Source organism: Neobacillus sp. YIM B06451 (genome assembly GCF_032667185.1).
In the GTDB taxonomy this organism is placed as follows: domain Bacteria; phylum Bacillota; class Bacilli; order Bacillales; family Cytobacillaceae; genus Bacillus_D.
This window is the reverse complement of sequence record NZ_JAVFKJ010000002.1, coordinates 255,825-277,596: the sequence shown is the minus strand read 5'-3', so window position 1 is coordinate 277,596 and position 21,772 is coordinate 255,825. Positions and strand designations below refer to the sequence as shown.

Below are 21,772 nucleotides of genomic sequence, written 5' to 3'. Positions count from 1 at the left end.
CTTTTTGGGAGGATAATGTGTTCAAATATGTTTATTCCGTTATATTGTGTATCTTTTTGTTCTTTTTAGTCTTTTTCTCAGCAAATGATTTTGCTTTGTTACAGCAAAATGAAACTTCTATTTATTCTCAAAACTATGCTGGGTTAAAAATTGTTGACTGGTTTTCAATTATATTAATCGCATTGGGAGTTATTAATATTTTTTATAATAAGTTTATTTTTGTTAGTAAGATTCAAAAATCATTATTTCTTTTCTTAATTGCAGTTTTATATGGAATCTTAATTGCTATATATAACAAAAATAGTCTTGATTTAAATCAAATAGGATTGCAAACATGGAAATATATCATTTATGCATTTTTTATTGGACTAACTTTAATTAATTTTAAGTTCACTGAAAAACATCTTCTGTTTTTTGTAGAGTATTTTTTATTGCTGGCTTTTATAAAATCAAGTACTGGATTAATTAACTATTTTAGCGGAAATGGACATAATTTTTATTTTCTCGGAAAAATAGTGTTTTCCACAGTAGACACTCTATATATAATTTGTGTTGCTTATTTCTATGTTTTGAACAGGATAATATTCAAAAATAATAAGAAGTATTACTTTATTTATATAATCGTCTTTTTGCTAGTTATTTTATTCTCTTTAAAAAGAAATTTTCTTTTAATAATAACCGTGGGTAGTTTGTTAACTTTAATCTTTTCCACTTTAAAAGGAAAGGCAAAAATAATCTTACTCTCTCTTTTAGTTTGTCTATGTATGTTACCGAGTGTTTTTTATGGGGGGATAGATATTGATACAATATTTATGCGGATTAAAGGAATTAACATATTTAATGAAGAGAATAACTTAAATAAGTTAACCTCTGACAACGGTCATTTAGATGATATATATGATGGAATAGATAATGTTAAGAAGTCTCCTATATTTGGACAGGGGTTTAATACATTTATTGAAAGATATAGAGTTACCTGGCAGGAGTCCTCAACCTTTCTTCATAATGCTTATCTAACCGTGTGGATAAATATGGGGATTTTAGGGCTGGTTTTATATATTAATATTATTTTCACCATATTTAGAGATGGTTTTACAAATTTTTATAATACTTCCAGTGAAAATAAAATAATAAAGTTATTTTTAATGCAAATAAGTGTATCCATTTTTATAGATGGTATAGCTTTTGCACCAATTTATACTTTCCCAACTATTTTCAATATAATTATTATTCTTATTAGTATTGTTATTCTGTTGAAAATTAAAAAAGATAGTAAACTAGGAGAATATTATGGAAAATAAGGTAGCAATTTTAATACCTATTTTTAATGGTATAGCACATACATTAAAATGTATCGAGTCAATAAAAAAATCAAGTTTTACAAATTATGAAATAGTAATAATTGATGATGGCTCGGAGGATAATTCATCAAAAATAATTAATATGAAACATCCCGAAATAACAATTATAAAAGGAACTGGAAACCTTTGGTGGTCTGGCAGTATGAATAAGGGTATTGAATATGTTCTTGAAAATCTTTCTGAATATGACTACGTACTATTACTAAATAATGATAATATAGTAAAAAAAAATATGATTATAGAGTTAGTAAAAGCTGCTAAGTATAATAAAGATACTGTAATTTGTTCAAAAGTACTCTTAATGGATGATCCTAAAAGACTCTTTTTTGCGGGGGGCTATAGTAGTATAAGAAAAGGGGGGTTGTATTCAAAAGGATGTTTTGAAATAGATGGGGATTTATTTTCGAAAGATCAATTAGTTGAATGGTGTGGAGGTATGGGAGTACTTATACCTATGAAAATTATTAAAGAGGTTGGCTTTTTTAATAACACTGATTTCCCTCAATATTATGGAGATGCTGATTATTTTTATAGAATTAGACAAAAGGGTTATAAAATATTATATAACACATCTAGTATATGTTTAAACAACCGTGATCAAACAGGTATCTATATAAAAGATGAAAAAGTTACTTTGGAAAATATAAAAGGTATTTTATTTAGTATAAAGTCACCAAACAATTTAAAAGTTAATATTAAGTTCTATTTTAGTCATTTTAATATTTTTAAAGGTGTTAGTATGTGTACTGTTCGATATGGTGTATTAGGCCTTAGAATACTAAAAAGAATTATTAAATATAATTTACGAATTATTTGAGGGTGAATATGAGAATTTGGATGCTACCTAAATATAATGTAACTAATAAATATAATGAGCTATTATCTAGTAGCTTGGAGAAAAAGGGGGTCGATGTATTTCATTTATTAAAAAAAGATATATTAAAAATTAAAAAAAATGATATTGTCCATATACACTGGCCCCATTCCTTATACCAAAGCGATTATAAATTAATTTTTATCTTAAAGAGTTTATTGCTATTAAACTTTTTTTTCTATCTTAAGACTAAAAAAGTTAAACTAGTTTGGACAATTCATAATTTATATCCGCATAAAATTAAGTATCCCAAATTAGAAAAATGGATTAGACAATTAATAATAAATCAAATGGATTTGCTATTTGCAAATGGTCATTTGCTTAGAGAAATTATTCTTAAACATTATAAGATAAATGAACAAAAATTAAAGGTATCACTTCATGGGGTTTATGAGGGAGTATATAAAAGGCAAGGTTTAGATTGCAGGGAAAAATACGGTATACCTAAAGGTAAATTTGTGTATTTATTTTTTGGCACTATAAATAAATATAAAGGATTAGAGAATTTAATTCGTAATTTTAAAAAAATACAGGACGAAGAATCAATTTTACTAATAGTTGGCAAACTTAGTGATGATTCATTTCACTTAAAGAAAGAAATAGAGGAAGCAGAAAATATAATTTCAGATTTCAGATTTATTCCGGACGATGAAATTGGAGATATCATATATAGCGCTGATTTGGTTGTTTTACCCTTTAAAGAAATTACAACATCGGGATCAGCAATATTAGCATTAACTTTCAAAAAAAACTTATTAGCCCCAAATTCACCATTTATAAATGAATACTTTGGTAAGTTGGCTAAAACCTATGAATCTAACCATGAAGATAGTTTGTATAACGCCCTAATTACTGCAAAAGATCAACAGAATGATTTTAAAGAAGAGCTTTTTAATCAAAAGTTAGCTGAATTGAATTGGGATAATATCACTGAAGAAATGTTAAAGGAATATGGGCATATAAAAAATTAAATATTCTTTAGTAAGAGTAATAATATATTCAACAAAAATTGTAACTATCTAGGCAACGTAGGCGAGTAGTTGAATTTCCCACTGTAGCCCGACTATAGCGAACACCGAGCAGCCATTAAGTGCGCACCAATTTGCAAAAAAGGACCAAACAGGGCCTTCCGGAAAGAATGAAGCCTCCCTCAATATGGAGAGGGGTGGGAAATTTGCACCCCTATTTACAGCGTGCCAGCATATTTTCCCTGGAGTAGTGGCCTAGTTTTGTTAAGATATCTGGAAACATCTTCTAAACAAGGCAACCCTATTTTCCTCCCTCGCCACTCTTTCTAGGAGACTTGAGAAGACTATCAGGAAAGATTAATTGCCCTTTTCCAAGCGGAAGAGGCAGGCATACGGGCTGAAAAAGAAAGGGGCCAATTCCGTTTCAAATAAGGCTGGACAGTCAAATCCGGATGAAACCTTCAGGATATCAAAGGGTTACATGATTCCATTCTCGAACAAGGTGAGGAGAATGGCGAGAAATTCTCTCTGAAAAGAAACCTGGTGAACGGAGAAAATTAAGAAACCGAAAGAAAAATCCGGTAAATTTGTCTCTACCAGGACGATATCTTTCGGTTTCTCCTGATGAATATATTCCATTTGACAATAATAAGGATGAAATGGTCATTCGATTGATACAAGTAAACAAAAATTTCTCGATCGTTTCGATGTGAGAATGGGATATTCGATTTACTTGAATCCATAGTTTTATTTCAACTGTCTAAATACATGAGAGAAATCTACTTGAATCCCCTGATTTTAGTTAATCAGGGGATATTCTGTTTTTACGCCCTGAGTAATAACCGAAAATTTTATTAATTATTCACTTCTAATCATTATAACAGAAAATGGAGGCGAGATTTAAATGAGTAACTATCTAATTATTTCCCCTGTACGAAATGAAGCTAATATCATAAAAAATACTTTAGAATCTGTAATTAACCAGACTATTAAACCAATGCAATGGATTATTGTAGATGATGGCTCAACTGATGGTACTTATGAAATTGCAAGCGAATATCAACAAAAACACAATTGGATTAAAGTAATAAAAAAACAGAATAGGGGATATGCAAAGTTGGGAGGTGGAGTAGTAGAAAGTTTTAATTTAGGCCTTAGCACTACTGATATTAACAAATATGATTTTTTAGTTAAATTAGATGGTGATTTAAAATTTGAGGTGGACTATTTTGAAAAGTTATTTACTTATTTTAAAAATAACCCAAACCTTGGTATTGCAAGCGGATTAACATACTTTGTTAGTAACGAAAAGTTAATTAAAGAAAATGCCCCAGACCATTATGCTATTGGACCATCAAAAGTTTATCGAAGAGAGTGTTTCTTAGAAATAAAAGGTTTAGTAGAAGACCTTGGTTGGGATGTAATTGATGTAATTAGGGCGCAAAATTTAGGTTGGAAAACTAGGAATTATCCAGATTTAAAATTAATTCACTTAAGACCAATGTCATCAAAAGCTGGTATTGTAAGAGGAAGATTTAGAAATGGATTAACCGATTATTTAACAGGTTATAATCCGCTTTTTATTATTGCACGAAGCATTTATAGAATATTTCATTATCCTTATATAATTGGTGGAATCATGATTTTTTTAGGTTATATATATGGTTTTTTGAAAATTCGAAAACAGTTAGTAACAGATGAAGAGAAAAAGTTTTTTCAAAGGCAACAATTAAAAAGGTTAATAGGAATTAAGCCAAGATAAGGGGTAGAGGCGTGATTAGTAAAATTTCTATTTTTAACATTAATTTCGACAATCAAAATATGGCTGAAGTAGTTAACTCAATAGCAAGAACTATTGAACAAGATAACAAAATGTTTGTAGTTACGCCGAACGTTGACTTTATTGTCCGGATTAAAAAAGATAGGGAATTTAAAAAAATTATTAAAAATGCTGATTTAATAATACCTGATGGTATGCCCATAATATGGCTTTCAAAATTAATAGGGCAACCTCTAAAAGAAAGAGTTACAGGAGCGGATTTACTTACTGTTCTTAGTAGAGAAAGTTTTGAAAAGGGCTTTAAACTATTCTTATTAGGTGGTACAGAGAGTCTAAACAAATTAGCTGTAATTAAACTAAGACAGAAATACCCTAATGTTAATATAGTTGGTAATTTTTCTCCATCTTTTAACTTTGGCGAGAAAGAAAATAAATTAATAATTGATAAGATTAATAGTTCTGGTGCCAATTGTGTGTTTGTTGCCCTTGGATCCCCTAAACAAGAACATTGGATAGAAAAACATAAAGATTTAATTCAGGCTAATGTTTTCATAGGCTGTGGGGCAGCAATTGATTTTGCAGCTGGTAAAAAAAGAGCTCCACTTTGGATGCAAAATTCAGGACTAGAATGGTTATATAGACTAATAAAGGAGCCAAGAAGACTATGGAAAAGATATATATTAACTGATTCTAAATTTATTGTGATTGCTATGAACGAAATAATAAAAAGGAAACTGAAAAGAAACCAAAAGTAATGAGGGACAAGAATTTGAATACTAATAGAAACAATATTAAAAAAGGTATTGCGGTATCTAGTATTGGTGATCCAAGTTCTCCAAAGACATGGTCAGGTACTCCAAGCGCAATATGTAAAGAGTTGGAATCTCGAGGAATATATCACGTCAAGGTAAATTCAGAAATTAATCATAAAATATTTAAAAAAATAGTTGCATTATTTTCTAAATTGTATTATTTAGGTGCAGAAGAATGGAAAAGAGGTAGAATAGGAAGATATTTTACAGCACAAATTGCTAATAAGGCCATTGAAAAAAATAATATAACTAAATTACTGCATATGGGTACATTGGATTTACCTTTCATAACACATAATAAGAAGCTTGAACATTATCTCTTTTGTGATTCGACTTGGCACCTCTGGTCAAAATATTCAACAGATATGAAGGGGTATTCAAAAAAATTATTAAAAGATGCTGAGAAGTTAGAAATCTTATCATATAACCAAATGACACACATATTTTCTATTAGCGAGTATGTAAAAAAGGACTTAATAAATCATTATGGTATTAATAGTGATAAAATTACAGTAGTTGGGACCGGAAGAGGTAAATTAAAACCGTATTTTGGTCCAAAAGACTATTCAAAAGGTCATATCTTGTTTGTTGCAAAAGGTAGGTTTAAAGATAAGGGATTGGACCTTCTCTTAAAAGGGTTTGAGTTAGCCTTAAAGAAAAATTCTTTGTTAAAGCTAATTATTGTCGGAGATGAACAGTATAAAAATTTTGTTGGAAATTTACCAAACGTTAAAGTTTATGGTTATGTAGAATGGCATCAACTTCAACATTTCTTTGATACTGCTACCCTTTTTGCCATGCCCGCTTTAAATGAGCCGTGGGGTCTAGTTTACCTTGAAGCTCTTGCATGTAAAACTCCCATAATTGGTTTGAATAGAAATTCTATTCCCGAGATAACAAAAAATGGCGAATTTGGTTTTATTATTAATGAAACAGCACCCGATGAATTGGCAAATATTATTCTACATGCATATTCTAATCCTTCACTTCTGAAGGAAATGGGAGAAAAAGGGCAAGAGTATTGCTTGAAGCATTTCACTTGGGAAACTGTTACATCGAAAATTTTGGATAAAATGGAAATTGAAAATTAGTAGGTAGAGGGCGGGATATACATGAATAGAACAAAAAACTTCATGATAATAACTAGCATATTTTCTCCCACAAAGGCTGTGGAAAAATTTTCTAACATATGTGATTGGTCTTTAATAGTGGTTGGCGACAAAAAGTCTCCTAATTCATGGGCACAAGAGAATACCATATTTTTATCCGCGGGTGAGCAAAAAAAATTAGATTATCAATTAATAAATTCACTACCATGGAATCATTATTGTCGTAAGATGATAGGTTATGTATATGCAATTAAACAAGGTGCTGATTACATTTATGATACCGATGATGATAACATTCCAAAGTTGAATTGGGAAATACCCAGGTTTGAGGGTGAATATCTAAAATCAAATGAAAATCTAGGATTTATAAATATATATAAATCCTTTACTGAACAACACATTTGGCCTAGGGGATTACCTCTTCAACTGATTAATGATTATAAAGCGACCTTAGAAGAAAATTCGCTTATAAAAAACAAATCTAAAGTTGGAGTTTGGCAAGGGTTAGCAGATGGTGACCCAGATGTAGATGCAATTTATCGACTGACCAATAATGAACCATGTATCTTTAAAGAAAGAGACCCGATTGTTCTAGCTAAAGGAACTATTAGTCCGTTTAATTCACAGAATACAGCCTTTTATAAGGAACTTTTTCCGCTTCTGTATTTACCAGCTTATGTAACTTTTAGGTTTACCGACATACTAAGAGGATTGGTGGCACAACCCATTATGTGGGCTGCAGGGTATGAATTGGGTTTTATGAATGCGACAGTTTTCCAAGAGCGTAATCCTCATAATTATGTTAACGATTTTGAATCAGAAATTCCATGTTATTTGCATGGGGAAAAAGTTATTGAATTAGTTGAGGGAAGTATTAGTTCATCCAAGTCTGTAGTAGATAATTTATACAATGCTTATGAAACTCTATGCAATAATAATATTGTGATTTCCAGTGAAATTGAAGTGTTGTCAGATTGGTTAAAAGATATTTCCTAAATAGTATAAATTTATAATAAAAATTATCAAATAAAATATTATTATAACGGGCTAACGCTCGTTATTTTTTTTGGGAGAGTTAAGAATGAGGTTAATATTACTTTCAGGTGGCTCTGGAAAGCGGCTATGGCCTTTATCAAATGATACAAGATCAAAACAATTTCTAAAAGTTTTAGAAGGGGCTAGTAATGAAAAGCAATCAATGGTACAACGTGTTTGGAAGCAATTAAAAAATGTTGGTCTTGTTGACTCCGCAATAATTGCAACTTCTAAGATGCAAAGAGATATGATTCATAGTCAACTTGGGGTGGATGTACCGCTAATTATGGAACCTGAACGTCGTGATACTTTCCCAGCAATAGTATTAGCGGCATCATATTTGTATTCCATTCAAAATGTTTCAGAAGAAGAAACAGTGGTTGTATTACCTGTCGACCCTTTTGTCCATGACCACTTTTTTGAAAAGATTAAAGAATTGGAGAAAGTACTATCTGAATCAAATGCAGAATTAGCTTTAATAGGAGTTAAGCCAACATACCCCGCATCTAAATATGGGTATATCGTTCCTAAAGAAATATCTAAAGTAAATAGTTTTATTACAGTAAATCGATTTATAGAAAAGCCTAATCATGAAATAGCTCAGAAAATTATCGATATGAATGCCTTATGGAACTGTGGTGTATTTGCATTTAAATTAAAATTTTTAATAGAAAAATTGGTTGAAAGGAGTATTCCTCTTAACTATGATGAGTTGGTTCAAAATTATGAAGATTTACCTAAAATTAGCTTTGACTATGAGGTAGTAGAAAAGGCTCAGCATATTGTTGCACTTCCTTATGAGGGATATTGGAAGGACCTTGGAACTTGGAATACATTAACCGAAGAAATGGCAACTACACAGTTAGGTAAAGGGGTTCTTAGTGATGATACAGAAAATACTCATTTAATTAATGAGTTGGATATACCAGTAACAGTTATTGGGGTAAAGGATGTTGTAGTAGCAGCAAGTCCGGATGGTATCTTAGTGGCAAATAAAGCTTCAAGCCCAAATATTAAAGACTTAATTGGTGGTTTTAATCAACCTCCAATGTATGAAGAGCGAATTTGGGGTTGGTCACGGGTACTAGACTATGCAAAATATGATGATGGAAATGAAATGGTAACAAAACGCATTTGTATCCTCAAGAATAAAAACTCCAGCTATCACTATCATAATCTTCGTGATGAAGTTTGGACTATTGTCCGTGGAGAGGGAGAACTTGCATTAGATGAATATATTACCAGGGTGAAAGCAGGAGACATTATTCATCTACCAGCAGGCAAAAAGCATGGCATTAAAGCTCTTTCTGATTTAGAGTTTGTTGAAGTTCAGACTGGTATAGGTATTAGCGATGAGGACTTTACCAGACATTATTTTAAATGGGAAGATGTTATAGCTCATTTTAGTAAATCGAAGGCTAAAGTAATACTGTAAAGCACAGGGGGGGAATAACTTCCTTTTTTTTATGGTTAAATTAAATCAAAAATAGAAGGTGTGAATTAATGAATATAGCCGTAGCGGGTACCGGGTATGTTGGTTTAGTAACTGGCGTTTGTCTTGCTGCACACGGCCATAGGGTTACGTGTGTTGATATAGATAAGAATAAAGTTGCGCTAATGAAATCAGGGGTATCCCCGATTTACGAGCCTGGCCTGGAGGAATTGATGAATAAAAACAGGGAACGATTAACTTTTACTACCGACTATGAAGATGCATACAGAAAAGCGGATGTGGTTTTTATTGGAGTTGGAACTCCTGAAAAACAGGACGGATCTGCTAATTTAAAGTACGTATACAAAGTTGCTGAACAAATTGCCCAAAGTGTTGAGCAAGATAGTATCATTGTAGTGAAGTCAACCGTTCCTATAGGAACAAATGATAGGATAGAGGATTTAATTAAAAGCAAATTGGCTAGAAATGTTCGGATTTCAGTTGCATCCAATCCTGAGTTTTTATCACAAGGATCAGCTGTAAGGGATACAATGCATGCCTCCCGTATTGTTATAGGCGTGGAAGACGAGTATACTGGGGAAGTTTTAAAAGAAGTGTATAAGGATTTTAGTACGCCTGTTGTCATTACAAACAGGAAAAGCGCCGAAATGATTAAATATGCTTCAAATGATTTTCTGGCGTTGAAAATATCTTTTATTAATGAAATTGCAAACCTCTGTGAGAGTGTTGGCGCTAATATTGAAGATGTTGCGCTTGGAATGGGCTTGGATAGCAGAATTGGAAATCAGTTTCTTAAAGCGGGCATCGGCTATGGGGGCTCTTGCTTTCCTAAAGACACTAAAGCCCTGCACTGGCTGGCAAGTTTTCATGATCATGAAATTAAAACAATTAAGGCTGCAATTGATGTTAATGAGAACCAAAAGTTAAAACTCATAAAAAAATCGCGAAAGTATTATGACAGCTTGAATGGGCTGAATGTGGCTGTTTTGGGGCTTACATTCAAACCTCGTACAGATGATTTGCGAGAGGCCCCAACGCTTGTGAATATTCCGTTAATGCTAGAAGATGGAGCAAACATTAAGGCATGGGATCCTGTAGGAGTAAATAATTTTAAGAAATTTTATCCAAATGAAGTCGCTTATTGTAATTCAATTGAAGACACTATAAAAGACGCGGATATCTGTTTTATTTTTACTGAATGGGATGAAGTAAAGGATTTTGATTTGGACAAGTATAGCAAATATATGAAACATCCTATTATTCTCGATGGACGGAATTGCTATGACTTAGCAAGTGTCAGGAAAGCAAATATAATTTATGATTCTATTGGGAGAGAGACAATCTACAATCTTAGAACAGTATTAGTTTAAGTTCATTAACAATCATAGTTTCACTGACTTTGTCCCTCGCCAGGCTTTGGCGGGGGGTTTTTGTAATGGAGAAAATTGAAATGAAGAACTCCTTTTGGATCTATGTAGCGACTATATGGGTAATCGGGTATTTTTCTTCACTCAGCTCCCGTAATTTACGAGAGAAAACACCGTTAATATCAAATGAAGCAGTGAATCCTATAAAAAATCTTAAATTTATATCACAAGGAACAGCAGGGAATGTGAAAGTTTTAAACTTGGCACTTAGGAGATCTACACACGTTCTAGTGTTTGGTTTTCTTGTCTTCCTGCTCGTTATATTTTTTGTAAGTCCCGTTGTCCGTATTATTATGCTTGATTGTGACGGTTGCTTAGGCTGCTAAAGATGAGTGGCAGCATCAATTATGGATTTGGGACTTGACGGGTTAGGGGTATTCCTCTTTTTTGGTAACTTTTATATTTCACAGAGAAAAGGTGAAGGGGTTAGGTAATGGAGCCTTTATTTTTTGAACCGGATTTTAAGGAGCGGATTTGGGGCGGGGAAAGGCTGAGGGATTTTGGTTATAACCCCCCTTATCCCCAAACGGGGGAGTGTTGGGCTTTTGCAGCGCATAGCAACGGCAATAGCCGAGTAAGGAATGGCGAATTAAACGGCCTGTCCTTAAACGATCTTTGGGAAGGCAACCGGGGACTTTTTGGGAATATTGAATGCGACCGCTTTCCACTTCTAATTAAAATACTCGATGCTTGTGACGATTTATCGGTTCAGGTTCATCCGGATGACACCTACGCACGTGAGAATGAAAATGGGGAACTTGGTAAGACCGAATGCTGGTATATTATTGACTGCGAAGAAGGCGCGGAGATCATCTATGGCCACCAGGCAAAAACAAAGGAAGAGCTACAACTTATGGTGGCTAACCGAGAATGGGATCGGCTGCTAAGAAGGATTCCTGTGAAGTGCGGCGACTTTTTTATGGTGCCAAGCGGGACTATCCATGCAATCGGCAAGGGGATTGTAATCCTTGAGACCCAGCAAAATTCGGATACCACCTATCGTGTTTATGACTATGACCGCAAAGACAAGGATGGCAATCTTCGTGAACTGCATATTGAGCGCTCGTTAGCGGTAGCGACTGTACCTTCGATTGATCCAAAGGTTGAACCGCTTATTCAAGTTAAGGATGGCGTGACAGTGACTACCTATGTTCAAAACGAGTATTTTACAGTCCATAAATGGGAAGTCGATGGTCAAGCCACTCTTCAACAAAGGAAGCCTTTCAAACTCGTAAGCGTTCTCAATGGGAATGGCACACTTTTAAAGGACAAGAAGGAATATTCGTTTAAGAAGGGCGATCATTTTCTTCTGCCGCATGGGTTTGATGAATTCAATCTTGTTGGAAAGGCGGAAATGATTGTTTCGCACTTATAAATTCAATGAGTGCAGTTTAGTAGAGTAGGTGATGAGAAATGCTTATTGGAGCGATTGGAGCAGGTGTAAAAAAGTTTGTCTGCGGGGTTGGCCGGCCTGATGGGATTATCATAGATTTCACCGTAATTCCTACTTTAACACCAGAAGAAACTCTTTAGGAAGTGATGGCATTCTTCACTACTTTTAATCTGGAAGGGTTAGGTGTAGGAACATTTAGAGCTGTTAAACTCGATGTAAGTAGTAAAACTTACGGGACCATTCCGAATACCTCTAGGAAAATGACGTTGATATCCACTTTATCATATTCTTATTGAGCATTTAGTGATTCCTGTTCCTTATGGATAACGACGTGAGGGCAACTGCTTTAGCCGAAGCGGGATGGGAGCGGCAAAGGGCCTGGACAATTGCGTTTATATTGGGATTGGAGTTGGTTTGGGGTTGTTTCTGAAGGGAAGCTGCTGCACGGTATGGGCCACCGGAGATAGGGCATATCATTGTGCACCGGGAAGATGGCGACTTTTTTCCAATGGGTTACTTTGTAAACTATGTGGGTACATTTATAGTAGAAACTATAAATGGGGTGTTGGAGAAATGCTAATGTTATTGATTGGCCTTTTTATTGGTTCATTTGCAACAATCTCCACGATGAGCTTAATGTTGGCCGCCAAAAGGGGCGACGATAGATTGGGTTATAATTCACATAATAAAATGTAGCAGTCCTTTTATGGGCTGCTACATTTTGAGAAGCGTTTTTATAAATATGTTTCATCCTCGGCCCGGACTCTGATTTTTCTGGCGGGTGTTCCATAGGCAACAGCATATGCACCGATATTTTTAAGAACGGTTGACCCGGCGCCGACCACTGTATGCTCGCCAATCGTAATATTATGAATTACATTTGCTCCTAGTGAAACAGTTGAATGGTCGCCCACTGTAACACCACCGCCAAGTGTTGCCCCAGGGGCAATGCTGACAAAGTCACCAAGCTGGCAATCGTGGTCAACGGATGATTTTGTGTTAATGATGCAATGGTCGCCAACTGTGGTAGCACTGTTTATGACTGTATTAGCCATAACGGCTGTTCCATTGCCAATCGATACATAATTTCCTATAACTGCTGAAGGATGGATGGCACGAATGAATTTAAAGTTTTTATCCATTCTTAGAATATCATTCACCATATTACGTCGAGCCCCGTTTTCCCCAAGTGCAACGATTCCTCCGGTAATGGTATGCGGGTGCGTTTTTAATATCGGTAAATCGCCAATAACGCTATACCCCATAATTTCTTCCCCAATTTCACGGGCTCCATCAATGATCCCAATAATACGGTAACTGCCCATCATTTCAAGGATATCGATAATCACCTTGCTATGTCTCCCTGACCCAAAAACAACAACATTCTCCAATTCTGTTCATTCCTTTTGTAAGATGGTCCGTATATCTTTAATCTATCAAAGTTTGACAAAAAAGGATAACCATTTTAAGAGAACTAGAATAATTCCTTAAATAATTCTTAAACGAAACTGCCAATTTCAAATAAAAAGACAGGTGCTTATTTACACCTGTCAAAACTTTATTTCAGTTCCAATTGGTCCTTGAGATCGTTTTGAATGGATTGTCTGACTTCATTAGGAACAAGGTAATAATAAATTCTATTGATTTTTGTGCCAGTCCCCTTCAGCTCCATTTGCTGAACGTCTTTGCCCACATCTTTGTAATTCTTTTGGATTTCAACCATCTCATTAAAGGTTAGGTTGGTTCGTACATTTTTGCCAAGTGCTCCAAAAATATCTCCGAAATTTGTTAAACTTTGAAATGAAGCCCCTCTATTAATAACAGCCTGGATGATTTGCCGTTGCCTTGATTGCCGGCCAAAATCCCCACGTGGATCTTCGTATCTCATACGCGAATATTTTAGGGCAGTTTCACCATTTAAATTAATTTCCCCTTTAGGAAAATGTTCGCCTTCATAAGTAAAATCAAGTGTATTGTTAACCCTTACCCCGCCTACAGCATCAACAATATCCTTGAACCCTTCCATGTTGATTTGGACATAATAATCAATTGGGATATCTAGGAAGTGTTCTACTGTATTCATGGCCATTTCAACCCCGCCAAAGGCATAGGCATGGTTGATTTTGTCCTCTCTCCCGCGGCCGACGATTTCAGTTCGCGTATCCCTTGGGATGCTCAGCATTTTAACTGATTTATTATTTGGATTAACTGTCAGGACAATCATGGAGTCGGAACGCCCTCTGTCACCTTTCCTCTCATCCACTCCAAGCATAAGCACAGAAAACGGCTGCTGCTTTTTTAAAGTTATCTTTTCTTCCCGCTTTTCGGATTTCTCTCGTTCCAACGGCTGATGCATCGTATCCACAGTACTTGTTAGTGATCTATACACAGTAAAGGCGTAAGTGCCAACTGCTAAAAACAAAATGAATAGACTAATAAAAACAATTTTAACCCAACTTCTCTTTTTCTTTTTTTCTGCTCTCATTTTACCCTCCGATGTCTAATACGCCTTCTCTCAGAATAGCAAAAAATTGGGGTTTTATCTATGAGAATTTCAATTAATTTACAAGGTTCGGCAAATATTAGCAAAGTGAGGGTTAGGGTTTGGACATTACCTTTCTTAATATCAATCTAGCAATTCACATTCCCCTACTCTTCATCATCAAAGACGAAGTCTTCCTTACGCTTCCTCCCTAAGGCAGATTTTTGATTTAAATAGATGGGATTACAGTGTTTCTGTAGAAAACAGGGGGCGGGAGCTGTCGACTACTGGGATATAGAGCAACACTAAGGGTTTTTCTTTTGCAAGGAGGGGGTGGTTTAGATCCCTGGGTTCAATCCAATTGTTTATGGGGCGAACTGATAAGGCTGCCAGGGAATGATTTCTACTGCTATGGAAATAAAAAACGAATCCGGGACGGTTTCGGATTCGTTTCAAGTTTATTATGTTAATCAAGTTTTTTTGTTGCACTTTAAACTATCGATATACTATATCTACACGCAGTTCTATGTAAAACTGCTTATTGAATTTTTTCGATTGTCGCACCGAAAAATTCCTGCACATTCGTTGAGCCGCCAGATACATTTTCAAACGAATAAGCACCTAAAGGCAATCCCCAGAAACGTGCCCGATCCTCTTCTAGTAAATCTCCAGTACTCTTATACATAATGACTTCATAAGAGTTTCCTTCATCATCCATTATATGGGTGACAGAAACAACATCACCGTTTTCTAAATTCTGTTCTTCAACCGTAATGACATCACCTTCAAATGAAACGATCTTTTCAAAATAAGGTGATGGATTTTTATTTAGAAGTTTGTAATTGACTGAGGAGTCTACCATACTTTTTACCTTTTGTATGTCCGCATCAGTTTTTGCAGGGAAGAGTGTATGATTATTAGCGATAAAATCATATGATACTTGTCCTAACTCAAGTGCATCTTCTGTGATGATTGGAAGGTCATGTGCCAATCCATACGCGTAAGCTTCTTCAGCAGAAATGGTTGCTTTTGTTTCCTGAGAAGTGGATTCTTCGGATTCCGTTTCCTCCGAAGTTGAATCATCCGATTTCGTTTCGTTGTTCTGTTCAGCGGTTTCTTCCGATTTTTTGTCGTCACCTGACTTAGCAGATGAAGTGTTTGCATCGCCACTGCATGCGGATGCTACAACTAGCAGAAATACTGAAACTAAACAAAGTACTAATTTTTTCATCTTGATACCCCCTAAAATAATTCGTATTACTAAATTCCTAGGACAATTATACTAGAAGAATACCAATATTAATATAGATTGTAGGAAAGGTTTGCTAAATATGTTGCTTTTGTGAAATAAGCGACATGAACTAATGGTTGGTATTTATTTATAACGAGGTCTTTTATGAGGGAGTTAAGTAAGCTAGCTTGTGACTTTGCATTACTTGTCAGAAAAAGTCGAATGTATTCCCTTTAATAACCTATCTCGCAGTAGTAAAATTGGACTAAGAATCTGATAAAGGCAAACCTATTGAAAAATTGGGACGCAAAGTCTCAGGTCTAAGGTATTTTTACTATGACGGCTGGATTACCGGGTTTATTCAGTAGAGGAGTGTGTTCTACATGTTTAAGTCCATTGTTTGTTTCCTGCGCAGAAACCATAAATATTCCTACTACACCAGTGAATGTCTGAGATGTGGAAAAAAACGATACAATTAACAAATGTAAACTCGAATAATGGGCTGCCATTATTCTTTTTTTTTGCCCATTCCCGTTCTTACTTCATCATTAAACCATGGGGACGGTTCTTGTGGCTTTTTGGTCAGTAAGCAAACCATGAGAAGGGTACTTTTAGACCAGAATAACCCTCCCTGTGGAACTTTTTTTTCAATATATGCTACATTATAGATTAGCAAAAGGATGGGAGTTTTTTTCAATGAATGAACAGAACAATGCTTTGCCGCCAAAAACGTGTGAGATTGAGCGTCTTATTACAATGGAAAATGACATCAATAAAGTGCTGGAAGGCAAGAAAACGGCTACGCGCCGTAACGGCCGTTATGCGGATGTAGGCGAAATCATGGAGTTAAAAGGAAAGAAATTCGTCGTGGACAATGTCTATTCCCAATCACTGGGAGAATTGACGGATGCAGATGCCGAGCGCGAAGGCTTTGAAAATGTAGAAGCGTACAAGCAGTCGATCCTATCTTATCATCCGGGAATGCCTTGGCTTCCGCAAATGCGCGTCTGGGTGCATGAATTCAGCCCTGTTGAAGAATAAGAAATGGATTTATTGTACCGAATCATTATTTATCTTCACGTCGCAAGCGCGATTGCGTCAATTGGGCCTTTCTTCATTTTGATGCCCATTGTGAAAAAGTTGCCTGATGCTGTGGAGAAAGAACTGGAGGTCTATTTGGCTTTGTTGAAGTCAGTCGTGCGGCTGTCTAAGCACGCCGGCCATGTACTGGTTGGAACAGGAGTGCTGCTCGTCATCCTCGGCCCCTGGACATGGAAAACACCGTGGATTGTCGGAACCCTGGCGCTGCTGTTCGCCTCCCTCTTTTTCCTGGCACGGGCATTCTCGCCAACACTTCGGAAATTTGCCGAAGAAGGTGCAAATAAAATAGCACTTACCGCAAAACTGAAGCGCACCATCTGGACCTACATAATTTTGTTGATGGCAATGCTCTGGTTCATGGTCGTGAAGCCGGATTTGTGGTGAAGATGGGTCATGGGGACGGTTCTCATGGCTTATAGATGCCGGAAGAACTGTTCCGGTAGCTTGCTTAACTCTGCCAGTAGTGTTATTTACAATTGCCCAAACGATTGACGCCCCCTTTAGGCCTGCTGGCGCGGGTCTAAAGGGGGCGTTTTTGAATGGGTAACCTTGTGTATTTTTTGCCTGTCTGTGAAATGTGTGTATGGTGTAGACCATGGGGACGGTTCGGATGGTATATACATGCCAGAAGAACCGTCACCGTGGCACCAGCGGGTCTGACACTTTTTTTCCTAAAGCTATGACACAAGATCGGCACCGCTCCCGTCTAATCTTACAGGAGGGGTAAAAATGAAAAAGTGGATTATTTTCGGCGGGATTTCGCTGCTGTTTATTGCCGGTCTTTCTTACTACTTTTCAACGCAATTCAAGGTGGCAAATGCGTGGGACGGAGAAGGAGAGGCCATTGTAATGGCCAATAAGGTTTGGAGCATTCAGTTTACCGAAAAAGTCGCGAAGGAAAGCCTTCATTCTGATTCAATCTATGTTCTGGATGATCTAGGCAAGAAAATCAAAACAAAACTGTCTCTAAGCGATGATCAAAAAACGATCTATATTGACCCTCCTGGAGACGGGTATCCTCTTGACGCAAGATTTTACACATTAAATTTTAATAAAGACCTCCAATCTTCGGCAGGGAGAAGCTTGGGAGGGATTAAATCATGGAAGTTTGTTGTAAAACAAAAACTTCCTGTCATCGGATCGAAGGAAAAGTTGAATGGTTATTTTAAAAATATATTGAAGCAAGAAAAAACTTCGGGCGGCTGGTGGTTTTCGAGAGATACAATGGAGTCGTCCATGAGTGACGCAAAATCATCCGCGGATACAGCTAATCAGGCAGCCCACTCCGAAACGAACAATCAAGTCCAGGGAGTCGACGAAGCGGACCTTGTCAAAACAGACGGAAAGCATATTTTTCAGGCGGAAGAAAATGAAGTCCGCATCATTCAGGCTGCGCCCGAAGAGGATATGAAGCTTTTGTCGAGGATTTCCTATAACGGAAAGTTTATGCCGTACCAGCTTTTTTTACACGAAGAGAAATTGGTCGCAATCGGACATTCGTATCACACGAATGCGAAACCATATGAACAAGTGGCTAAGGATTCTAAGATTGCCCCGATGATGCAATCAGCAAAGGCAATCATCTATGATGTGAAAAATCCGGCTAAACCAGTCCAGGTACGGGAGGTCGAGCTGGAGGGAGGCTATGTGTCGGCGCGGAAAGTGGAAGGGATTGTGTATCTGGTCACCAGGCACCATCCTGATTACTGGTTGCTGCGCGAAAACGAAGCTATTGATATTCGTCCGAAGTATTCGGATACAGCAACAAAGCCGGCGGAACAAATCGTCAGTTATGATGAAATCAATTATTTCCCGGAATCCAAAGAGCCTAATTATACAATGATTGCAGCGATCGACCTCAATCATAATGGTAAAAAAGCCGCTGTCACCACCTACCTTGGAAGCGGGGAACAAATGTATATGTCAAAGGAAAATCTCTATCTAGCGATTGCGAATTGGGCCGAGCATCCGCGGGGTGATTGGTCTCAGATGACGGCACCAGATACAACGATCCATAAGTTTTCGGTCAAAGGGATGGACGTGGAATTCCAGGGGTCGGCATTAGTCCAGGGCACCGTGCTCAATCAGTTTTCAATGGACGAACATGATGGCTATTTCCGTGTCGTGACCACAAAGGGATATGCATGGGATGAAAGCAGGCCATCCTCCAATGCTCTATATATCCTGGATAAAAATCTGAAGCCGGCGGGAAAGCTTGAGTCACTGGCGCGGGGTGAGCGGATTTATTCTGCGAGATTCATGGGCGATCGCATCTATATGGTCACCTTCAAGGAAACGGATCCGCTTTTCGTCATTGAGGCAAGCAATCCAGCAAAGCCAAAAGTGCTCGGGGAACTGAAGATTCCAGGGTTCAGCAACTACCTGCACCCTTATGATGAAAATCATCTGATAGGATTCGGGCATGATACGAAAATAGTGACGGCAAAAGAAGCGGGTGCCCAGCCGATTATCCTGACTGACGGCGTCAAAATTTCGATGTTCGATGTTAGTGACATGAGCAATCCAAAAGAGAAATTCACAGAAGTCATCGGCGGGAGAGGGACGCATTCACTGCTGAATCATGACCATAAAGCACTGCTGTTCAACAAAGATAAGGGTTTGTTTGCCTTCCCGATTTCCGTTTATCAAAACAGCAAGGCAAATGAATACGATCAAATTTTCGAGTCCCAGGGAGCCTATGTATACAATATCGATCCGGAAAAAGGATTCACGCTACAGTCGAAAATTACTCATATGGACAGCGAGAAGCCATCTATTTATGAGGAATACAATACAGAGATCAAGCGGCTCCTGTATATCGGTGATACCCTGTTCGCGCTGTCACCAGAAAAAATCACAAGCCATGATTTGAAATCGTACAGAAACATCGGAACTCTCGGGCTGAGATAATCATGGAATCCACCGGAAACCAAAGGGACGGTTCCGGTGGATTCTGAAACATGACCAGCATCCAAGCAGGAAGCACGGAACTTTTCTAATTTCCATTGCTATACTAATGCTTGGGGTGGAAGGAGTTTGCTTTTTTTAAACTGGTAAATGGGTTTTGTCAGAGCCCTACAAGTTCATGATTTTCTTTGAAATGAAAACCCGGCCATTAAGACCGGGTTTATTTGTTTTCTCTCAAAAATAAAAGCTAATCAGGGATATGGTTCAAGATGGATTATTTTGACGGGGAATTCTCAACACAATCGAAGATTCAGTCCAATCCTCTACAAGACATGGTCCAAATGAACGGGTTTTGGATTCCGAAGAATATGCTGAAATAGAGAGCCCGCGAAGACCACCCCGCGCATAGGAAGGAAGGTAAAAGCTATATACCATGATATTACGAAGAATAATGAAACGAAAGGGAGATGTTAAAAACGATTCCTGCAGGCTAAGGGTCTTATATCAGAATAACTGTAACCAGAAGTCTGATAACATTGGATACTTTTTAAGAATTTTGTTAAAAGGAGAGCTACTATGAGATTGACTTAAACAGTTCAATTATAAGTATAGATTACCCTTTTTATATTTGTACTATTATCCAACATTATAGGGAGTTTTTTTGAATCTTAGGTCCTTTTAACCGTATTGTGGAATTATTTTCTAAAAAAATATTGCCAAATAGGTAGTTTTACTTATATAATTATTTTGGAAAATATAACCTTTGAAAATAGCATATAAACGAAAAGGCAAACCACTTGAAAAATTGGGACGCAAAGCTTTAGGGGCTAAAGTCAGAAATGATTATGCCAGCCAGCTACCGAAATCTAAACAAAGACATTCGGTAGCTGAATGTCTATTTTTTATTTTCCGAATAACAATTATGGGGGTTCATCATGAAAAAAAGAAGTTTGGTATTTTTGGTAGTAATCTCTTTCGTTTTTGGGACACTCTTTTCTTCAAACGTAACAGAAGCCGCAAGCGAATCGATTTCTTCACTACAGAAACAAATTAAATCCTTACAAACTACAGTAGCATCCCAGAAAAAACAAATAGCAACAAAAGATAAACAAATCAGTGATTTAAAAAAACAGGTTGCTGCCAAATCTAAGGAAGCTGATTCCTACAAAAGTTATGCCGTAACACCTCTAAAAACTAAAATCGCTTATAAGGGAAATATTCAAAGTGGTAATTTTCAAACTGCAGGAGTTTCTGTACCAAGAGTGCTAGCTTATAAAGGAATTATGTATGCGCCTGTAAATGCAGTTGGTGATCTATTAGGTGACAAAGCATTCTACAATAAGACGGTGGATACAGTTTTCTTTGGGACAAATCTAAATGGAAGTTACATGTCTGATATTTTAAAACCTTATTATGCAACTTCTACTGTAAATACTAATAAAACTATGCAGATTGCTGGAAAAACTTATACAAAGGGATATAGTATGGAATTCTATTATTCCGACGGGGCGGATAAATACTCATTAAATTTAGATGGTAAATATTCGAAAATAACCGGCTTAATAGGTATTGATGATAATTCAAGAAACAACTACGATACTAATATAGAAATTGTTGGAGACGGAGAAGTTCTTGCTTCTGTTAAACTTACACAGGGTGGACTACCAAGTAACGTAGATGTAGATATAGCTGGTGTTAAGAAATTGGAAGTAGTAAAAGCAGATAATAAAAGCGGTTGGATAACAATAGATCTCGCTAATGTAGTTATTAAGTAATTGCCAACCAAACTTTTATGAAGAGGCTGTTTCAAAAGGTTACTTTTGGGGCAGCCTCTTAGTT

Annotated in this window: 18 protein-coding genes and 2 riboswitches; of the genes, 15 read left to right on the top strand and 3 right to left on the bottom strand. The window is 36.5% G+C overall.

All coding sequences use genetic code 11. The annotated features are described in order from the left end of the window. The first annotated feature begins 17 nt into the window (after window positions 1-17). The 11 genes from RB160_RS05830 (at window position 18) to manA (ending at window position 12,194) form a co-directional block, all read left to right on the top strand. Entirely contained in the window at window positions 18-1,301 is a 1,284-nt protein-coding gene (locus RB160_RS05830; RefSeq protein ID WP_316569292.1) for an O-antigen ligase family protein, read from the top strand. Next, a complete protein-coding gene (locus RB160_RS05825; protein ID WP_316569291.1) occupies window positions 1,291-2,178 on the top strand; it encodes a glycosyltransferase family 2 protein in 888 nt (295 codons plus the stop codon). The genes RB160_RS05830 and RB160_RS05825 overlap by 11 nt, the downstream gene beginning before the upstream one ends. An 8-nt stretch (window positions 2,179-2,186) precedes the next feature. Beyond that, on the top strand, window positions 2,187-3,206 hold the full coding sequence (locus RB160_RS05820) for a glycosyltransferase (protein WP_316569290.1): 1,020 nt from the start codon (window positions 2,187-2,189) through the stop codon (window positions 3,204-3,206). A gap of 901 nt (window positions 3,207-4,107) precedes the next feature. Beyond that, window positions 4,108-4,965: a glycosyltransferase family 2 protein gene (locus RB160_RS05815; RefSeq protein WP_316569289.1), complete on the top strand. Its 858-nt coding sequence runs from the start codon at window positions 4,108-4,110 to the stop codon at window positions 4,963-4,965. 11 nt (window positions 4,966-4,976) lie between these two features. Then, complete coding sequence (locus tag RB160_RS05810) at window positions 4,977-5,738, top strand: WecB/TagA/CpsF family glycosyltransferase (RefSeq protein ID WP_316569288.1); 762 nt, start codon at window positions 4,977-4,979, stop codon at window positions 5,736-5,738. Window positions 5,739-5,752: 14 nt separating this feature from the next. Further along, window positions 5,753-6,886 (top strand): glycosyltransferase family 4 protein, encoded by a 1,134-nt coding sequence (locus RB160_RS05805; RefSeq protein WP_316569287.1) that lies wholly within the window; start codon window positions 5,753-5,755, stop codon window positions 6,884-6,886. Window positions 6,887-6,907: 21 nt separating this feature from the next. Then, window positions 6,908-7,900, top strand: a complete 993-nt coding sequence (locus tag RB160_RS05800) for an STELLO glycosyltransferase family protein (protein ID WP_316569286.1) — start codon at window positions 6,908-6,910, stop codon at window positions 7,898-7,900. A gap of 85 nt (window positions 7,901-7,985) precedes the next feature. Beyond that, window positions 7,986-9,374, top strand: a complete 1,389-nt coding sequence (locus tag RB160_RS05795; RefSeq protein WP_316569285.1) for a sugar phosphate nucleotidyltransferase — start codon at window positions 7,986-7,988, stop codon at window positions 9,372-9,374. A 68-nt stretch (window positions 9,375-9,442) separates the two neighbouring features. After that, the gene (locus RB160_RS05790; protein ID WP_316569284.1) at window positions 9,443-10,762 is read left to right on the top strand and encodes a UDP-glucose dehydrogenase family protein; all 1,320 of its coding nucleotides are present in this window, start codon (window positions 9,443-9,445) and stop codon (window positions 10,760-10,762) included. 65 nt (window positions 10,763-10,827) lie between these two features. Further along, window positions 10,828-11,145, top strand: coding sequence for a hypothetical protein (locus RB160_RS05785; protein ID WP_316569283.1), 318 nt, complete (start codon window positions 10,828-10,830; stop codon window positions 11,143-11,145). A gap of 107 nt (window positions 11,146-11,252) precedes the next feature. Then, entirely contained in the window at window positions 11,253-12,194 is a 942-nt protein-coding gene (gene manA / locus RB160_RS05780) for a mannose-6-phosphate isomerase, class I (protein WP_316569282.1), read from the top strand. A 752-nt stretch (window positions 12,195-12,946) separates the two neighbouring features. Here manA and RB160_RS05775 read toward each other — a convergent pair. The 3 genes from RB160_RS05775 to RB160_RS05765 form a co-directional block, all read right to left on the bottom strand. Next, window positions 12,947-13,603, bottom strand: coding sequence for an acetyltransferase (locus RB160_RS05775; RefSeq protein WP_316569281.1), 657 nt, complete (start codon window positions 13,601-13,603; stop codon window positions 12,947-12,949). Window positions 13,604-13,770: 167 nt separating this feature from the next. Continuing rightward, window positions 13,771-14,697: a polyisoprenyl-teichoic acid--peptidoglycan teichoic acid transferase TagU gene (gene tagU, locus RB160_RS05770; RefSeq protein WP_316569280.1), complete on the bottom strand. Its 927-nt coding sequence runs from the start codon at window positions 14,695-14,697 to the stop codon at window positions 13,771-13,773. A gap of 535 nt (window positions 14,698-15,232) precedes the next feature. Then, window positions 15,233-15,925 carry a hypothetical protein gene (locus tag RB160_RS05765; RefSeq protein ID WP_316569279.1) on the bottom strand — a complete coding sequence of 231 codons (693 nt, stop codon included), beginning with the start codon at window positions 15,923-15,925 and terminating at the stop codon, window positions 15,233-15,235. 271 nt (window positions 15,926-16,196) lie between these two features. Then, a riboswitch (cyclic di-GMP riboswitch) is annotated at window positions 16,197-16,281 on the top strand. A gap of 340 nt (window positions 16,282-16,621) precedes the next feature. Between RB160_RS05765 and RB160_RS05760 the strand changes: the two genes are divergently transcribed. The 4 genes from RB160_RS05760 (at window position 16,622) to RB160_RS05745 (ending at window position 21,708) form a co-directional block, all read left to right on the top strand. Next, the gene (locus RB160_RS05760; protein ID WP_316569278.1) at window positions 16,622-16,966 is read left to right on the top strand and encodes an ASCH domain-containing protein; all 345 of its coding nucleotides are present in this window, start codon (window positions 16,622-16,624) and stop codon (window positions 16,964-16,966) included. Between the two features lie 3 nt (window positions 16,967-16,969). After that, entirely contained in the window at window positions 16,970-17,410 is a 441-nt protein-coding gene (locus RB160_RS05755) for a hypothetical protein (protein WP_316569277.1), read from the top strand. A gap of 345 nt (window positions 17,411-17,755) precedes the next feature. Next, window positions 17,756-19,936: a beta-propeller domain-containing protein gene (locus RB160_RS05750; protein ID WP_316569276.1), complete on the top strand. Its 2,181-nt coding sequence runs from the start codon at window positions 17,756-17,758 to the stop codon at window positions 19,934-19,936. Window positions 19,937-20,710: 774 nt separating this feature from the next. Continuing rightward, window positions 20,711-20,797, top strand: a riboswitch (cyclic di-GMP riboswitch). A gap of 71 nt (window positions 20,798-20,868) precedes the next feature. Then, window positions 20,869-21,708 (top strand): NPCBM/NEW2 domain-containing protein, encoded by an 840-nt coding sequence (locus RB160_RS05745; protein ID WP_316569275.1) that lies wholly within the window; start codon window positions 20,869-20,871, stop codon window positions 21,706-21,708. Window positions 21,709-21,772: the final 64 nt, after the last annotated feature.